This window comes from Brevundimonas sp. GW456-12-10-14-LB3, from assembly GCF_059424365.1.
Genome location: NZ_JBWKZJ010000004.1, coordinates 117,212 through 134,442 on the forward strand (window position 1 = coordinate 117,212; position 17,231 = coordinate 134,442).

At 60.3% G+C, this 17,231-nt stretch carries 13 protein-coding genes; 2 read left to right on the plus strand and 11 right to left on the minus strand.

Translation table 11 applies throughout. From position 1 onward, the window contains the following. Position 1: 1 nt before the first annotated feature. From rfaE1 to argB, 4 genes are all read right to left on the minus strand, one after another. On the minus strand, positions 2 to 1,474 hold the full coding sequence (rfaE1, locus tag AC07XS_RS03385; RefSeq protein ID WP_182713372.1) for a D-glycero-beta-D-manno-heptose-7-phosphate kinase: 1,473 nt from the start codon (positions 1,472 to 1,474) through the stop codon (positions 2 to 4). A 97-nt stretch (positions 1,475 to 1,571) separates the two neighbouring features. Further along, a complete protein-coding gene (gene dapD, locus AC07XS_RS03390) occupies positions 1,572 to 2,441 on the minus strand; it encodes a 2,3,4,5-tetrahydropyridine-2,6-dicarboxylate N-succinyltransferase (protein ID WP_182713371.1) in 870 nt (289 codons plus the stop codon). Then, positions 2,438 to 3,097 carry a pyrimidine 5'-nucleotidase gene (locus tag AC07XS_RS03395; RefSeq protein WP_152949390.1) on the minus strand — a complete coding sequence of 220 codons (660 nt, stop codon included), beginning with the start codon at positions 3,095 to 3,097 and terminating at the stop codon, positions 2,438 to 2,440. Before AC07XS_RS03395 ends, dapD begins: the two co-directional genes overlap by 4 nt. Next, a complete protein-coding gene (gene argB / locus AC07XS_RS03400) occupies positions 3,094 to 4,023 on the minus strand; it encodes an acetylglutamate kinase (RefSeq protein ID WP_054764589.1) in 930 nt (309 codons plus the stop codon). Before argB ends, AC07XS_RS03395 begins: the two co-directional genes overlap by 4 nt. 156 nt (positions 4,024 to 4,179) lie before the next feature. On the opposite strand from argB, the gene AC07XS_RS03405 reads away from it, so the two are divergent. Then, a complete protein-coding gene (locus tag AC07XS_RS03405) occupies positions 4,180 to 5,532 on the plus strand; it encodes a glycosyltransferase family 4 protein (RefSeq protein ID WP_182713370.1) in 1,353 nt (450 codons plus the stop codon). 289 nt (positions 5,533 to 5,821) lie between these two features. After that, positions 5,822 to 6,682, plus strand: a complete 861-nt coding sequence (locus tag AC07XS_RS03410; protein ID WP_182713369.1) for a class I SAM-dependent methyltransferase — start codon at positions 5,822 to 5,824, stop codon at positions 6,680 to 6,682. A 13-nt stretch (positions 6,683 to 6,695) separates the two neighbouring features. Here AC07XS_RS03410 and AC07XS_RS03415 read toward each other — a convergent pair whose 3' ends face one another. From AC07XS_RS03415 to rfbC, 7 genes are all read right to left on the minus strand, one after another. Further along, positions 6,696 to 11,801: a rhamnosyltransferase WsaF family glycosyltransferase gene (locus tag AC07XS_RS03415; RefSeq protein ID WP_321207942.1), complete on the minus strand. Its 5,106-nt coding sequence runs from the start codon at positions 11,799 to 11,801 to the stop codon at positions 6,696 to 6,698. 96 nt (positions 11,802 to 11,897) lie between these two features. After that, on the minus strand, positions 11,898 to 12,653 hold the full coding sequence (locus AC07XS_RS03420; RefSeq protein ID WP_182713367.1) for a class I SAM-dependent methyltransferase: 756 nt from the start codon (positions 12,651 to 12,653) through the stop codon (positions 11,898 to 11,900). A gap of 49 nt (positions 12,654 to 12,702) precedes the next feature. Continuing rightward, the gene (locus AC07XS_RS03425) at positions 12,703 to 13,650 is read right to left on the minus strand and encodes an NAD-dependent epimerase/dehydratase family protein (RefSeq protein ID WP_182713366.1); all 948 of its coding nucleotides are present in this window, start codon (positions 13,648 to 13,650) and stop codon (positions 12,703 to 12,705) included. Positions 13,651 to 13,771: 121 nt separating this feature from the next. After that, entirely contained in the window at positions 13,772 to 14,641 is an 870-nt protein-coding gene (gene rfbA, locus AC07XS_RS03430; RefSeq protein ID WP_182713365.1) for a glucose-1-phosphate thymidylyltransferase RfbA, read from the minus strand. After that, a complete protein-coding gene (gene rfbD, locus AC07XS_RS03435; RefSeq protein WP_182713364.1) occupies positions 14,638 to 15,540 on the minus strand; it encodes a dTDP-4-dehydrorhamnose reductase in 903 nt (300 codons plus the stop codon). Before rfbD ends, rfbA begins: the two co-directional genes overlap by 4 nt. Continuing rightward, on the minus strand, positions 15,533 to 16,588 hold the full coding sequence (gene rfbB / locus AC07XS_RS03440) for a dTDP-glucose 4,6-dehydratase (RefSeq protein WP_182713363.1): 1,056 nt from the start codon (positions 16,586 to 16,588) through the stop codon (positions 15,533 to 15,535). Before rfbB ends, rfbD begins: the two co-directional genes overlap by 8 nt. 26 nt (positions 16,589 to 16,614) lie before the next feature. Then, on the minus strand, positions 16,615 to 17,220 hold the full coding sequence (rfbC, locus tag AC07XS_RS03445) for a dTDP-4-dehydrorhamnose 3,5-epimerase (RefSeq protein ID WP_224764348.1): 606 nt from the start codon (positions 17,218 to 17,220) through the stop codon (positions 16,615 to 16,617). Positions 17,221 to 17,231: the final 11 nt, after the last annotated feature.

The following is a 17,231-nucleotide window of genomic DNA, read 5'->3' on the forward strand; positions in this document are numbered from 1 at the left end:
TCTAGGCCGAGGGCGTACGGCTGCGGTCCACCAGGCCGGTGGTGGAATGGCCGGCCCTCAGCTCGACCCGGACGATGATCCCGCCCTTGGCCCTGACCAGATCGGCGCCGACGATCTGATGCTCCTGATAGTCCGCGCCCTTGACCAGGACGTCGGGCTCCAGGGCGGCGATGAGTTCATAGGGGGTGTCCTCTTCGAACAGGACCACCGCGTCCACATGTCGGATGGCGGCCATCACCTCGGCGCGCGCCCCCTCGCTTTGGATCGGCCGAGTCTCGCCCTTCAACCGCCGCACCGAGGCGTCGCTGTTCAGCCCGACGATCAGCCGGTCGCAATGGCTCGCGGCCTCACGCAGCAGGGCCACATGGCCAGGATGCAGCAGGTCGAAACAGCCGTTGGTGAAGCCGACCGAAAGCCCCTGATCCCGCCAGGCGCCGCGGACGGCCCGGGCGTCTGCGCGCGACAGGATCAGTCCGTCGCGATGGTCGTCGCGCTGATCCTGGTGATTCAGCACGGTGCGCAGCTCCGCGGCGGACACCACCGCCGTCCCAGCCTTGGACACCACGATGCTGGCCGCCGTATTGGCCAGGCGCATCGCCCGCACGACCGGCAGGCCCGAAGCCACGCCCAGGGCGAAGGCGGCCATGACGGTGTCGCCGGCGCCCGAGACGTCGAACACCTCCGCCGCCTCCGTCTCCAGCAGGATCGCCTCCCCGTCCACGCCATAGAAGGCCATGCCCTGTTCGGAGCGGGTCACCAACAGATTGGCGCCGGTCTGGTCCACCACCTGCCGGGCCGCCTCGCCCACGGCCGCGTCGTCGTCGCAGCGCCGACCGGTCGCGCCCGCCAGCTCCGACCGGTTCGGCTTGATATAGGCCGCGCCGCGATAGGCGGAAAAATCGGGACGTTTGGGATCGACGAAGACGGGAACCCCGACCTTGCGCGCCCGGTCGAACACGGCCGCCAGAACCGCATCGGTCAGACATCCCTTGGCGTAATCCGACACGATCACCGCATCCGCCTGATCCAGCGCCTGTTCGAACAGGGCGATCAGGGCGGCCTCATCCTCGGCCGACAGGGCGTTTGAGCCTTCGCGGTCGATCCGGACCACCTGGTGGGCGCCCGCCAGGACCCGGGTCTTGGTCGTGGTCTCTCCGCCCTTCAGTCCCAGCAGCCGGCAGGAGACGCCCGCCTGTTCGGCGATCGCGCGCAGCTGATCGGCGGCCTGGTCATCGCCCACCACCCCGATCAAACGCGCCGAAGCGCCGAGCGCCACGGCGTTCAAGGCCACATTGGCCGCGCCGCCGGCCGTGAACCGGTCCCGCGCATGTTTCACCACCGGCACCGGCGCCTCGGGCGAGATGCGGCTGACGTGGCCCTGGAGATAGGCGTCGAGCATCACGTCGCCGATCACCACAACCGTCACGCCCTCGAAACTGGTGAAACGGTCCAGCGGCGAAGTCCGATCGGTCATTGCAGGTCTCAACGGAAGGCGGGGTCAGAACGGCGGGCGCGACGCAGTGTGCGCCCTCGGACGCCGCGGCGTCAAAGCCAGGGCGGGCGGCGGACGATCAGTCGCGCAGCAGCTCATTGACGCCGGTCTTGGCGCGGGTCTGGGCGTCCACCCGTTTGACGATGACGGCGCAATAGAGCGAAGGCCCGCCGTCGGCGTCCGGCAGGGCGCCGGGCACCACCACCGAATAGGCGGGCACCTCGCCCCGGAAGACCTCACCGGTCGCCCGATCGACGATCTTGGTCGAGGCAGACAGATAGACCCCCATGGCCAGCACCGCGCCTTCGCGCACGATCACGCCCTCGGCCACCTCGGCTCGGGCGCCGATGAAACAGCCGTCCTCGATGATGGTCGGATTGGCCTGGAGCGGTTCAAGAACCCCGCCGATGCCGGCGCCGCCCGACAGGTGCACGTTCTTGCCGATCTGGGCGCAGGAGCCGACCGTGGCCCAGGCGTCGACCATCGACCCCTCGTCAACGAAGGCGCCGATGTTCACGAAGGACGGCATCAGGACGACGTTCCTGGCGATGTGCGCGCCCCGCCGGACGACGGCGCCGGGAACCGAGCGGAAGCCGGCCGCCTGATAGTCGCCCGCGCTCCAGTCGCCGAACTTGTTCGCAACCTTGTCCCAGAACGGGCCGAGGGCGGCCGGATGATCGGCCGACAGAGGGATGGTGGAGGCGTGGCCGGCCCGCATGATCTGGTTGTCGTTCAGGCGGAAGGACAGCAGCACCGCCTTCTTCAGCCACTGGTGCGTGGTCCAGGCGCCGTCCGCCCCCCGCGACGCCACACGGGCCTGGCCGGAATCGAGCAGGTTGAGCGCGGTCTCGACCGCGTCCCGGACCTCGCCTCCTGTGGCGGGCGACACCTCGGCCCGGTTGTCCCAGGCGGCCTCGACGACGGATTCGAGATGCGACAGGTCGGTCATGCGGCGTCCTTGAAGGTCAGGGCGTTGAGAAAGTCGAGAAGATCGGGGGCGATATGGTCGATATGATCGCCCAGGGGCTTTCCATGGCCGTCGCCGATCAGGACGGTCGCCATCCCCAGGGCCTTGGCCGGCTCCAAATTCCTAGGCGTGTCCTCGAAGAAGGCGGCGCAGCGCGGCTCGAAGTCGAACCGCTCGATCATGCGACGAAAGGCCGACGGGGCCGGCTTGGGCGTCAGATCGCCGTCCTCGATGGCGAAGACCCCGTCGAAACAGTCGGCGATCCCGATCCGGTCCAGAACGCGGTGGGCGTAGTCCCTGGCCCCATTGGTGAAGACGAACCGGCGCCCGGGCAGAATCTTCAGCCGCTCGGCCAGACGGGGATTTCGCTCCACCCCGTCCAGGGGCACCTCATGCACCACCCTCAGAAAGTCCTCGGGATCGATGGTGTAGTTGGCCATCAGCCCGGCCAGGGTGGTGCCGTGCTCGTCCAGGAACTGGCGCTGCAACAGCCGCGCCTCCTGGGGCGCCAGGCCGACGGCCTCGACCACATAGGCGTTGATCCGCGCCTGAACCAGGGACATCAGCCCCTGTTCGCGTGGATACAGGGTGTCGTCCATGTCGAACACCCAGGCGTTGACGTGCGACAGGTCGATCAAGACGCCTTCACCAGGGTGCCGGCGCCGAATTCGGTGAACAGCTCCACCAGCATCGCATGGGGCCGGCGGCCGTCCAGAATCACCACGGCTTCCACCCCGGCCCGCACGGCCGCCATGGCCGTCTCCAGCTTGGGGATCATGCCGCCCGAGGCCACGCCGGTGTCGATCAGGCCTTGCGCCTCCTCCAGGGTCATCTGGCGAATGATCTCGCCGTCCGCCCCCTTGACCCCCGGCACGTCGGTCAGCAGCAGCATCCGCTTGGCGTTCAGCGAACCGGCCACGGCGCCCGCCACCGTATCGGCGTTGACGTTATAGGTCTGGCCGTCCTCGGCCACCCCGATCGGGGCGATGACCGGCACCCAGTCTTCGGTCTCCGAGGCGATCAGCCCCTTGATCAGCTTGGGGTCCACCTTGGTCGGTTCGCCGACGAAGCCCAGATCGACCTCATGCTCGATCATACTGTCGGGATCGCGCTTGGTCCGGCGGGTCTTCTCGACCGTCAGCAGGCCGGCGTCCTTGCCCGACAGGCCGACGCCGCGCACGTCCGCCTCCTTGCCCGCCATGGTGATCCAGTGGGCGATCTCCTTATTGACCGCCCCGGACAGGACCATTTCGGCCACCTCCATCGTCGCCGGATCGGTGACGCGAAGACCATCGACAAAGGCCGACTTGACCCCCGCCTTGTCCAGCATGGCGCTGATCTGCGGCCCGCCGCCGTGCACCACGACCGGGTTCACCCCCATCAGCTTCAGCAGCACCACATCGGCCGCGAACTGTTTCGCCACGGCGCTCTCGCCCATGGCGTGACCGCCGTATTTGATGACCACGGTCTCGCGGTCATACACCTGAATATACGGCAGGGCCTCGGCGAGCGTCTTCGCCGTTTCCCAGCTGCGTTCCTCGGATTGGCGCTCGGTTTCGTTCATCACCGGCGCGAGATAGCGGGGGATGGCGGCGGTGTCACTGGGAAAGGGAGCGGTCCCGCCGTGGGCGTTCAGACGGAGAGGCATCGCTGGTCAGTCAGTCTTGCCCCATGATAGGCGGGATGATCGTCAAGCTCACGCCGCTCGAGACCCGACTGAATGCCCCAAATCCCGCCTGATCGATCGGACCGCCCCTCGATCTGTATTGACGGCTTCAACCTGGCGGCCGCCCAAGGCACAGGAATCGCGACCTACAGCCGCAACCTGCTCGACGCTGCGAGCCGCTTGGGCTTCAGAACCGAGGCTCTATTCGGGCCGACGCTCCCGATAGGCTCGGTCAAGCCGTTCGGCGACGTCGCCATCCTGGATCCAGAGCGTCCCGCTGAACCGCTCCGCTTTATGCAGAAGATCGAGCGTGACGTTCGGACACTTCTCGGCCCGACGGGTCGAACCGCCTTCCCCGTGCGCCCGTCCACCGACGTCATCTGGCCCGGCGGCGAAGCGGCTCGACCGAACGCAAGCCGTTTCTGGGCGGGCGACCGACTCTATTTCTACGCCAACCGCGCCTTCAAGAAGCACGGCCGCAGCACCCCGGTGCGTTTTTTCTCCACTCGCGACGCCCCGGCGCCTAGCGTGATGCACTGGACCACCCTGCTGCCGCTCAGGGCCCTAAACGTTCCGAACATCTACACCATCCACGATCTGATCCCGTTGCGCCTTCCTCATACGACGCTGCACAACAAGCCGGTCTTCATGGCCCTATGTCGCGAGGTCGCCCGGCGCGCCGATCATATCGCGGTCGTATCGGAAGCGACTCGCCGGGACGTCATCCGGATGCTCGGCGTTCCAGAAGATCGCGTTAGCAACACCTATCAGGCCGTTAGCCTGCCCAAGGCACTGATCGAACGATCGGAGCGCGACGTCGTCATCGAACTGGAGGCCACCTTCCGGCTGGGATGGGGAGACTATTTCCTGCATTTCGGCGCTGTGGAGCCGAAAAAGAACCTCGGACGTGTGGTCGAGGCCTATCTGGCGTCCGGCGTGAAAACACCTCTCGTGATTGTCGGCGGCCGAGGCTGGCTGAGCGAACCTGAAACCGCTCTGCTTAGCCACGTTAAGGCGATTGGAGGCCCAAGCTCAGATCGGATCCACGTCTACGAATACATGTCCTTCGCCACCCTGATCAGTCTGATCCGAGGAGCCAGGGCCGTACTGTTTCCCTCGCTCTACGAGGGTTTCGGCCTGCCCGTTCTCGAAGCGATGAGCCTTGGCACCCCCGTGCTGACTTCCACCGAGGGGGCCCTGCCCGAGGTCGCCGGCGACGCCGCCATTCAGGTCGATCCCTATGACGTGCAGGCCCTATCGACAGCGATAAGGATGATCGACGCGGACGCCGGCTGGCGCGCGGAAGCCTCGTTACGCGGACGAGCCCAGGCGGCGCAGTTCAACGATGATGCTTACGATGCTCGCCTCAGAGCGCTGTACAGCAAGGTGGGCGTCTATCTGCGATAACGAGGCATCTCTAATATAACCGAGGGCAAGCGGCGGATTCGGCCGACGACGCTATTCGAGCGAAACGAATTACTCCACTTCAAATGCACGAGCGAAATATAGCTTCTACAAGCACCGCTGGGACGAGGACGTTTAAGGAAGCGACCATCATCTGGTATGCTTCCCGATATCGCCACTGACGTGCGATTGCTGCAGACTGCGAAACCCGCCTTCGACGTCAAGTGGACAAGATGAACGTTTTCAGGTTGATGCTAGACGGTGCAGATAAACCCGAGCGCGTGATTTCAGAATGCCCGAAGTGAACAACTGCCCGTGCTGCGGCCTTACGGGGCTCGTCGTCGCCCTACGAACGCAGGATCAGCAGGACAAGGTTGTAACCATATTTCATTGTTCCAATTGCTGCGCGCTCGTTCCCGACTACGCCCCAGGTCAGGGTGGGATAATCAGCCATCAAGCTGATTTTCACGCCAATTATTGGTCTAACTCGACAAAGACAGATGTAATACGTGAATCTTTGGCGATGAATAATACGGTGAATTTCTATAAAAATTATTTGGATTATTTCGGGGTTGAATCGCCAGTTCTTGATCTGGGAGGTGGTAGAGGCCTGCTCACCAAAGCACTTTTGGATTGCGGATACGAAGCCATGGGATGTGATGCAAGCGCCGAGCTCGTTCAGATCGGCCGATCCCACCTTGACCTTCCAGATCACGTCTATGTCAACCAAGATATTGCCAGCTTTGTTGAAAGCTACAGACCATCCCTCGCGCACCAAGTTGGAGCTATATTCCTGTGGCATGTAATAGAACATCTAGAAGATCCAATCGCACTCCTAGAATCATTAAAGGCCCTGATGAAGCCTGATGGTATAATCATTGCACAGGGACCTTTGCTGGACAAAAATTACATATTCCCCGAACACAGATTCCTCCATTCAGAATCTAATATTGGATGGATAGCCAATCAACTCGGCATGAAGTTACTTTTCCTTGATTCACACTCCGAGGAACGGTTTGTTTCTTTTGTGCTGTCTAATCCAGACCACCCGAGCAGTGGCCTGGATATATTTTGCGTTTCAGATGTTCACGATGCGATCGGAAGTTTATTCAGCAATTTGTCAAACGCGCTGCATCTGACGAAAATGAGCTGAAGCGCCTTCGGCGTCACCAGAGGTTCCTATCCTCAGAAGGAAGCTGTTGACGGCAAAACGCACGAACGGCCGCGTTGTCATCTGCCGGAGCGATAACTGGCTCTGCTTTATATAGAATTGGCGGATTCCAGCTTGCGCAGAGCTTTCCGTCAAGCACACCAATGATGTTGGCCACCGCCGCATCCCTCTCCCAAATCAGCGTTCTGTCATTAAGCTGACTTGCGACCGAAGACGCATAGCTTTGATCATCGTGAGACTTTTCAAGAACATCAGACAACGCCTGAGCAATAGAACGGGAGCTCTGGAAAGCTAGTACACTGAAACGATCACCGAGATCCATAACGTTATTATAGCGATAAAGACTCACTGGAGTGCATCCGGCAGCCGCCATCTCGAAAGCCATACGTGAGGGATTGGACATCCCCAATGCCAGTCCCGCTGCGCATTGGTTGAACAAATCACTGATTAACTTCGGGTCGCGCAGCATCCCCAAATTCTCATATTCAAAACTCAACCGAGGTCCCGTTTCGGCTCCGAAAAGAATGATTCTCACGTCCGGGCGACTTTTCTTAAGCAAAGCCAAGGCGTCCAAAGCCAACCGGGCCAATGGGCCGGACTGTCCTGCCGGATAATGCATGCAGACGGCCAATTCACGCTTCACGTCCGACCGACATTTATAGACTGCTGTGTCCACGCCGTGGCCTGCGGGAAACGCGCGCGAGAAATAGCGGCTGCTGATCATGTGGGTCAGCCAATTTCCCAGGGTGAAATGACTGAGGCCGTAGATGTAGCTGTTTTCGGTAAGGACCAATCCATCGACCGTGCCAGCCAAGCCGTCGTGATCTTGAACAAGATAACCGCGAGATTGTGCAATCACGTTTGAATGGACGTAGGATGCAGAACTAGCGTCTGTGGCTAACGCCAAACCGGCGTTTCGATGGCTGCTCCACGAGGTGATTACACTGGCAGGCATGTCCCCCAGACTGGCGTCTAGGCGGGCCGTAATGTCGTCATCGCCTTGCCAATAGATTTCCGCTTGGAAACCAGCATCAACTAATCCCTGCGTGGTTCGTAGAACAGAGTCCAGCCGTTCAGGGGCAAGGCCGTCTTCTGAAAGGTAGAGTGCAAGCCGGGAACCGGTCGATCGGATGATCGCCGGCGCCGCGCTCTTGGTGATCGCAAGCGGCGCCGACGCGCGCTCCTGAGGCGTTGCGCCTTTCCACCATTGTTGCACTATGTCCTGTCGACTGAGACCCTCTGGCCAACGCCCCCCCAACCAAGACGTCAAAGCAGCGTGCATCCTGCCGCCTGGTTGCTCCGCAATCGCCGCTTCGAAGCTCGATTTCTGCATGACGTCCAGAGTGCCGGCGCCGAATGTTTCGTTGTGTTCCAGCTTCGCGAACATGTTGGCGATGGCCGAGGGAGGGCTGGCGATCAGGTCATCGACTATCTTGCGACCGAGATTCTGGAGGTTCTCGGCGACAAGACCGTGAAGATTGACGTAGCGAGCAAGTTCACGCACGACCGCCGTCATTCCGGCGCGGCACGGTTCTAGAGCTCGAACCACCGCCTCTTCACCATCGAATATCTCCTTGACCGGGAAGACCTGTCCTTCAGAGTCCACGTCATAACCGACCGTGGATCCGCCCAGCCCATTGAAGATCATCTCGATCACAGCGAGCTGGTCGGGGATTTGATAGTCGGTTCCTCTGTTCAGGTCGCTCAGCCACCCGACCTTGCTAGAAAATGCAGGCTGCTCGTTGAGGTAGCCGAGCAAGGCCAAGTAGTGGCCACGGACGGGCTTGCCGATCGTGTGCGCGAGATTGTCTTGGATCGTGCCGCGCCAGCCGATGTCGCAGATCAGGAGTTCATCCTGATCGGGAGCCAACTCTTGCGCCAAATAGCGTTGAAGCAGGTCACGCTGAGCGGCCAGTTCAGCTTCGGCGTGGCGGCGGAAGCTCTCGTCCGAAAGCAAATTATTGAATCGTGCGTCTGTCCAAGGCGCCTTCACCACCTGATGGGGATCCAGACCCGCCCGCTTAGCCGCCGCCGCTGTTATCGCTGGATCGAGGTTGAGCGAGGCGGAAAACGTCAGCGGCGACTGCTTCCAATACATGGTCCAAAGACGCATGAGCTCTTCGGTATCGAAGGATCGAAGCGAGGCCGCGAAAGTGGCTCTGCGGCTTACGCTCAGCAACTTTGAGGGAGGCGGAGGGGTCGTGAATGGATTGTGCTCTGCAATGAGATCATAGATCTTTTTAAAGAGAATGCCTTCTCGAGTGAAGAAAACCACCTCCTTGGACTGTCGAACTATCGCGTCCTGCATGACATTAAGGCAATAGCCGAATGCAAGGAGGCCGATGTGACAACCGGCGGCGTAGAGATCAAAAGCCTCCCCCTCCATCTCTCCAGACGCCTCTGCGGATTGCCTTTTAGCCAAGGCCAGGAGGCGTCGCTCGTGTTGGGAAACATCGCCCAGACAGAGGGCATGGAAGGCCTGCTCATACCACTTGAGGCGCTCCTCATCAGAGGAAGACACATAGCTGATGGTGTTGATGCCGAGCGATGCGGGGCGTTCCTTGTCCGAGAACGGGTTATCCCCTACGTGCGTCAATTCATGCGGCGCAAGGTTGAGGTCCTTCAACACCTTGCCAAAAAGGGCGCCCGATCGCTTATTCTGATAGCCGTCGCAGGAAACGTAGCCTCTGAAGAAAGCCGATCCCAACTGTACGCTGTGCAGAAGGTTCTCTAAAAAGGGCGCCGACATATAGAAGTCGGAAATAAATATTGCTGGCTGTTCCAAAGAGCGAATTGTGCGCTCAGTGTTGGGATCGACTTCAATAGCGTCCCGTTCGGCGTCGAATTCGTGTGCGATTATGGATTTGGCTAATCGCGCGCGCCGTTCCGGCGAGCATGAGGTATTCAGAACGTTTTGAAGCCAAGAGTGGACAGCTACGTTGAACGAGTATTCGTAATCCCCATTGGGCGCTGACGCATTCTCGGCTCGCATCCTCGCATTCATCAGCGTCACGACATCACGCATCCCGGGAATGATGTCGGTCCAAGCCTGGAGCAGCAGAAAACGTGCGGAGCGGAGCTTGATCTCATCCGGATGGCAACGACGATGCAATATCGTGCTCCAGATATCGAAGGACACCTGCCCGGAAGGTGGTCCTTTCTCAAAGAGATTAACGTAAGAGCGGTCGGTCGATGGCTCTAAATCTCTAGGCGACACTTCAGCATCGAACAGGTTTTCGAACGTTAGGGCCGCCTCACGCGCGCTTCGCTGCAGCGCCCCCCGCACCTCCGTCCGAGGAACGGGTAGCCTGCCTTCCCGCTCTCCATGGTGCATGTAGTGAAGCAAAAGCGGGTGTTTAGCAGCGACGACATCCAGATTGTTCGTACGATACCACGCCGTTGAGAACTTCTCGGACGGGTCGCGATTCTCGGCTTCTCCATACCGTATGAAATGGAACAGCGGATGCAGCCCAGCCTCGGCCACGTCACGATTTCGGGCAAGATACCAGGTTGCGTCGAACAACGCGTTCGGTGAACGGTTGAGCGCGGAGCCCTCTGTCAGATAGTGGTCAACGGCAGATAGTTTGGGCGCCAAGGCCGCTGCGTAAGTGTCTTCGTACCACTTCGAATCGAAGTACGGCGATGGCGAACGACCCTCGGCATGACCATAGCGCACGAAATGGATGAACGGGTCCATACCCGCCTCCATCACATCATGGTTCACATCCAGATAGTAGGCACGGTCAAACAGGTCGAGCGTAAGTCGTTTGTCGAGATTGTATTTTCGGACTAGCGCATTCAGGATCCGCACATGACGTCTGCGCACTCCAGGCGCCACCTCTATTGCAGCTTGGCGTGCAAGATGTTGTTCCGTTTCAAGCGGTGCGGGCGCCTCGAACCTTAGCTCGTCAGTAGGATAATACTGGAAATGCGCCAGCGATTTCACGCGAGACCCGCCACCGGCGCTCGCTTGCCTCTGAAGGAAGCTAGCCGAATATGCATTGCGGTCTACTTTCGCGACAACGGGAGGGTTGTCGTAGAACAAGGAGGTGATGACCGCCCTTGAACCGCCGTGGCCTTGACCACGCATAATGGCGTCAACCGCCGCGAGGAAGCTTTTGACCTCCCGCTCTTGCGGCCTGGATTTCATAAATTTGATGCCGAACTCTGATCTTTTGAGAAGTTCTTTTGGATTATTGAGGAGATGCAGTATTGCTTCCGCGACAGATTCCGGAGTCTGGAGCGCCAACAGAACGCCTTTCGAGGGCGTGTCGAACAGATTATTCTGGCGATAGAGATCGACCGACGGCAGCCCCGCAGCCATCATATCGAATGGATTGCATGAGGGATTGGTAGAACTTAGACTCAGGCCGACGCAGCATTCATTATAAACTCTGTTCAGTTCCTGAATCGTCAGATTGCCCAAGTTTTGGAAATCGTACCAAAGGTGAGGGGGCTCGGCCGACCCGACAAAAAGGATTTCCGCATCGGGCCGGTAATGCTTCACGATACCCAGCGCCTCGATGCCAAGGCGCGGACAACGGCGCGCCTTGTCACCTTGAAAGACGAAGGCGATCCTAGCAGGCCCTTCCAGACGCTCTTTCATAGGACGTTGGCATCGAAAGACCTGGTTATTGGAGGCGAACTCGAAGAAGAACGGCTCGCTACCAAACTCGGTCTCCAGTTTGTGTGCAAGCCAGCGACCGTAGGTAAGTGGCCTCAAACCGTGAATATATGAGTTTTCCGCAAAAACGCTGCCGTCGCCAACTGGATTGAAATAGGCTTCGAAGTCTTGGATCAGGTAAGCCTTTGCATGGCTGACCATACGCTGGACCAAAATGGCAGTTTCCCATTGCGTGGCGATCGCAAGATCGAACACCCCGGAAGGGACGTCCGTGCTCGGGTGGCAGATGAATCCGGTTGCTCCGTAAAAGTCGTTTGCTTCCCGTGCGAGTTGCGCAGCGTCCCTGCCATTGCTGTTCGTTACGAACACATGGCATTCATAATTTGATTTACTCAGCGCTTTGGCGAAATTGTATATTCGACCAACCCCTCCGGAACCTCTCATCGGACCGGGCGCATAGAACGCAACTTTTCTCATAAATTTGCTCGATGTTTAATTCTATGCGCGGCAACTACGGCCTCTGCCATCTCTTGCCTAACGCATGTTCGCCATGCGTTCATATACGATGATGGGTCAATAAGGCTTCTGCAGCAATCCAAACCCACAAACGTCCGTATAAATCATAGGGTTGGTGGTCGCCCTCCCAAAATTCCCGTTGATGAGGACGCTGTTAGCGGCCGTGGTCTGGCAAAATTCCAGAGCCGCACGATGAGATCCACCCAATCCCGTTCGGTCATACTCCGCCGCCCATTGAGAGATGTCGTCCATGACGATCAGGCCTCCAGGTGGCAGGGCGCCCCACCACAAATTCAACTCCTGCATCGTATGTTCGTATTGATGAGACGAGTCGATGTAGACCAGCTGGGGTGGTCCTCCCAAATGCTCGATCGCCTCGATGACGTTTTGTGGGTCCGCAGAATCGCGAACTGCGATCTTGATGTCGTCGTTTAACGACGCCCTATTTACCCATTCCTGTGTGTAGGCAGAAGGTTTCGGATCCAAATCCACCGTGTAAAGGAATTTTTTCCTATTCATTTTCCGGCAGATAAAGCCCAGCACCAGCGTCGAGAACCCGACGTAATGTCCACATTGAACTATGCGGGAAAGCCCAGCCGACATGATTAAGCCAGACAGCATCGACATCATCTCGACGCCGGACGATCCCGAGTTAGGCCATTCAGCAGCGGTCTGTTCGCGCCAAGCCACCAAGACCTCATGATCCGCCTGGTCGATCACGTGAAGAAAAGGCGGATCGTAATCGTTATTTCGAAACCACGTGTAATCTACGCCTTGATCTTCAGCTGCAACGCGACCGAATAGAGTTCTCATTGCTTTCCCATTCAACTGTCATAAAAACGAAGGGCGAATTACCATGTCACTAGCGGCCCGTGGGGCGCTCGGGCTGGTCAGTATCGCGCAACGAGTTAACAAGCGCAACGAGTCGCTCTTGCACGTCACGAGGTCTCCATTTGGCGTTAAGCTGAAGCTTTTCGACGTTCAAGACGTTGTTCGGAATATCAAAATCTCTACGATCAGAAAACGCCAGGTTCGCTTTGACGCCTGCAGCGAGCTCGAGGCGCCCAATCAAGCCCATTAAGGACAAACCCTGCCCCGCCCCGACATTGAAGACCGGGTATGGATCCAGATTTTCTGCCTTCAACGCCATGATCGCCGATAGGCCAGAAGCGACATCGTCGACGTCGATGTAATCTCGAACTACGCTCCCGTCGCCCCAGATCTCGATTTTCTCTCCGCGTAGGATCTTGCGCGCGAATATAGTCGCAGCTCCCTGCTGCCGGGCGTGGGCCTGCCCTGGGCCAAAAGGATTGCTAATACGTGCTATGCGAATGTCGAGCGCTTGCATTCTCTGGCACGAGAGTGCGTAGCGCTCCATGGCGAGCTTGGTTGTTCCGTAGATGCTAATCGGATTCAGCGGGTGTACTTCTGGGATTCGTTCTACATCAGTTCGACCGTAGACTGCTCCGCCGGAAGAGATCAGAACGATGGGTATGCTTGAAAAACCACTAAGGCTTTCTAGCAATGCGATTGTTCCGGCAAGATTGATGGTGATGTCGGCGACCGGATCCGATTCCGCCGTGCCCGGCGTCGTCGACCAAGCAAGATGGAAAACGCCGTCTGGGCGGACATTGGTTACGTTATTGGCCGTAGAGCGGTCGTTGAAGTTAAATTCCACCCAGTCATCATTTGAATCGCCGCGATGGTGCGCTCGAGATGCTATAACGACACTGTGACCGTCTTTTTTGAGGCGAGACACCAAGGCGCGACCTATAAATCCGTATCCGCCCGTTACGACATACAACGCCATGAAATTGACCGCCCGCAGATAAATATACGTTCAGAATGAATACAAAACCCGCAGCTGCCGGGCGATATCTTGTCCGAAGATTCCCAAGACGCCGAGGTAGTCCCACGCTGCATGAATCTATTCAAGCCCGAAGAGCGAGGCTTTTTAGATACGCGCCATATGAGCTTTTTCCTAGTTTCGCTGCGATTTCTTCGAGCTTGGCGGCATCGATGAAGCCCTTCTGGAAGGCCACCTCTTCGGGACAGGCGATCTTGAAACCCTGGCGCTTTTCGAGGACACGTACGAACTCGGCCGCCTCCAGCAAGCTGTCCGGGGTGCCCGTATCCAGCCAGGCGTAGCCCCGCCCCATGATCTCGACCGAAAGCCTGCCGCGCTCCAGATAGATGCGGTTGACGTCGGTGATCTCCAGCTCGCCCCGCGTTGAGGGCGTCAGGCTGCGGGCGATCTCGACCACGTCCTTGTCGTAGAAATAGAGGCCGGTGACCGCCCAGTTCGACTTGGGTTCAGCTGGCTTTTCCTCAATCGACAGGGCGCGCATGCGGTCGTCGAACTCGACCACGCCGTACCGCTCCGGATCGTTGACATGATAGGCGAAGACGGTCGCCCCGTCGGGCCGGGCCATGGCGCTGGTGAACAGATCGGTGATGCCGTGGCCGTAGTAGATGTTGTCGCCCAAGATCAGGGCCGAGGGGCTGTCGCCGACGAAGTCCGCGCCGATGACATAGGCTTGGGCCAGGCCGTCGGGGCTGGGCTGGACCGCATACTGAATTTCCATGCCCCACTGCGAGCCGTCGCCCAGCAGGGCCTGGAAACTGGGCGTGTCGCGCGGGGTGGAGATGATCAGCACCTCGCGAATGCCGGCCAGCATCAGGGTCGACAGCGGATAATAGATCATCGGCTTGTCGTAGACCGGCATCAGCTGCTTGGAGGTGACCAGAGTCATCGGATGCAGGCGGGTGCCGGATCCTCCGGCCAGGATGATGCCCTTCATGGCGCGGTCCTTTCGGCGTGCAGTTCGTGGACGATCTCGGCGACGGCGACCTGCCAGGGGCGGGGCGCAATGCCGTAATCTCGGGTCAGCTTCTCGGTGGACAGGCGGGAGTTCGACGGGCGCCGGGCCGGGGTCGGGTATTCGTACGAAGGAATGGCCTCGACCGTGGCGGACGGACCGCCGGTCGCGGCGGTGAGGGCGAAGATTTCGCTGGCCAATCCGGCCCAGGTGGTCTCGCCGGCGTTGACGAACTGATAGACGCCGGTCGGGGCATCCACGTCGGCGATCATCTTCAGGGCGATGGTCATCAGGGTGTCGGCGATGTCGCGCGCCGAGGTCGGGCAGCCGTGCTGGTCGCCCACCACCCGCAGGGTCGGCCGATCGGCGGCGAGCCGCAGCATGGTCTTGAGGAAGTTGGCGCGGTGGACGCTGAGCACCCAGGCCGTGCGCAGCACAACCGAGCGCGGATTGCCCGCCCGCACCGCCAGTTCGCCCGCCAGCTTGGAGGCGCCATAGACGCCCAGAGGCCCGACCGGATCGGTCTCGACATAGAGGCCGTCCTTGGACCCGTCGAACACATAGTCGGTCGAGACCTGGATCAGCGGGATCCCCGCCTCGCGCGTGGCGTCGGCCAGAACCGCCGGTCCCATTGCGTTGGCGGCGAAGGCGGCGGCGACCTCGGTCTCGGCCTTGTCCACGGCGGTGTGGGCGCCGGAGTTGATTACGGCGGCGAAAGGCGTGGCGGCGAAGGCGGCCCGCACCGAGGCGGCGTCGCCCAGGTCCAGCTCGGCCCGCGTCGGGGCGTGCAGCACGACGCCTTCCGGCCAGGCGGCGGCCTGGAGCTCCAGTCCCACCTGACCGGCCCCGCCCGTGATCAGGATATGGACCGGATCAGCCATGGACGACCCCGAGTCGCTGGGTCGCATAGCGAGCGTCCAGAATGGCCTGCCACCAGGCCTGGTTCTCCAGATACCAGACCACGGTCCGCTCGATCCCCTCCTCGAAGGTCACCGACGGGGTCCAGCCCAGGTCGGCGCGGATCTTCGAGGCGTCGATGGCGTAGCGGTGATCATGGCCGGGCCGGTCGGTCACATAGGTGATCTGGTCGGCGTACTTCCCCTCGGCCTTGGGCCGCAGCCGGTCCAGGATCGAACAGATGGCGGTGACCACCTCAATATTCTTCCGCTCGGCGTTGCCGCCGACATTATAGGTCTCGCCGGGCGTGCCGGTCTCGAACACGGCCTGGAGCGCGCGGGCGTGGTCGTCGACGAACAGCCAGTCGCGCACGTTCGAGCCGTCGCCATAGACCGGCAGGGGCTCGCCGTTCAGGGCCCGGATGATGATCAGCGGGATGAGCTTCTCGGGGAAGTGATAGGGGCCGTAGTTGTTGGAGCAGTTGGTCACCAGCACCGGCAGGCCGTAGGTGTGGCCCCAGGCCCGCACCAGATGGTCCGACCCGGCCTTGGACGCCGAATAGGGCGAGCGGGGGTCATAGGGGTTGGTCTCGGTGAAGAAGCCCTCGTCGCCCAGCGAGCCGAACACCTCGTCGGTCGAGATATGATGGAAGCGGAAGCGCGCCTTGGCGGCTTCGTCCAGGCCGCGCCAATATCCCAGGGCCTGGTTCAGCATGACGAAGGTTCCGACCATATTGGTCTGAATGAAGGCGCCCGGCCCGTCGATCGAGCGATCCACATGGCTCTCGGCCGCCAGGTGGGCGACGACGTCAGGCTTGAAGTCCCGCATGGCCTTGGCCACGGCCTCGGCGTCGCAGATGTCGGCTTGGACGAAGGAATAGCGGTTGCTGGACGCCACCGGCTCCAGAGAACTGAGCACGCCGGCATAGGTCAGCTTGTCATAGACCAGGACCTCATGGTCCGTATGCGCGATCAGCCGCCGCACGAGGGCCGAGCCGATGAAACCGGCGCCGCCGGTGACCAGGATACGCATCGATTGTCTCTCAGTCAGTGTTCAGGTTAGCGCGTGGGCAGGGGTTCGAGCGGCCTGCCGTCATACTCAAAGGGACTGTCGAAATCGACCAGGTTCGGCAAAAGCCTGTCCTTGTCGGACAGGACCGCACCAGTTTCTGGGAGGGGCCAGTCGATGCCGATGGTCGGATCGTTCCAGACGATACCGCCATCGCAATCGGGCGCATAGACGTCACTCACCTTGTAGGCGACCTCCACATCCGGCTCGAGGGTGACAAAGGCGTGTGCGAAGCCCACCGGCACGAACAACTGCTCCCCGCCCTCGGCGGTCAGCTTGGCCGCTACATGCCGGCCATAGGTCGGCGATCCTCGGCGGATATCCACCGCATAGTCCATGATCGACCCCCGCACGCAGCGCACCAACTTAGCTTGAGCGCGTGGCGGTCGCTGGAAGTGCAAGCCGCGGATTGTGCCAACGGCGGCTGAAAACGATTGATTGTCCTGAACGAAACGTACCTCGATCCCTGCCGCCAACGCGGCAGCCTCCGAGTATGTCTCCATGAACCATCCTCGCGCATCGCCGAAGCGGCGCGCCTGGAGAGGAACGATCGGCGATGAGAACATGGCGAAAGATAATCCAAACAGCAGCTGCAAGGCGACGAGTC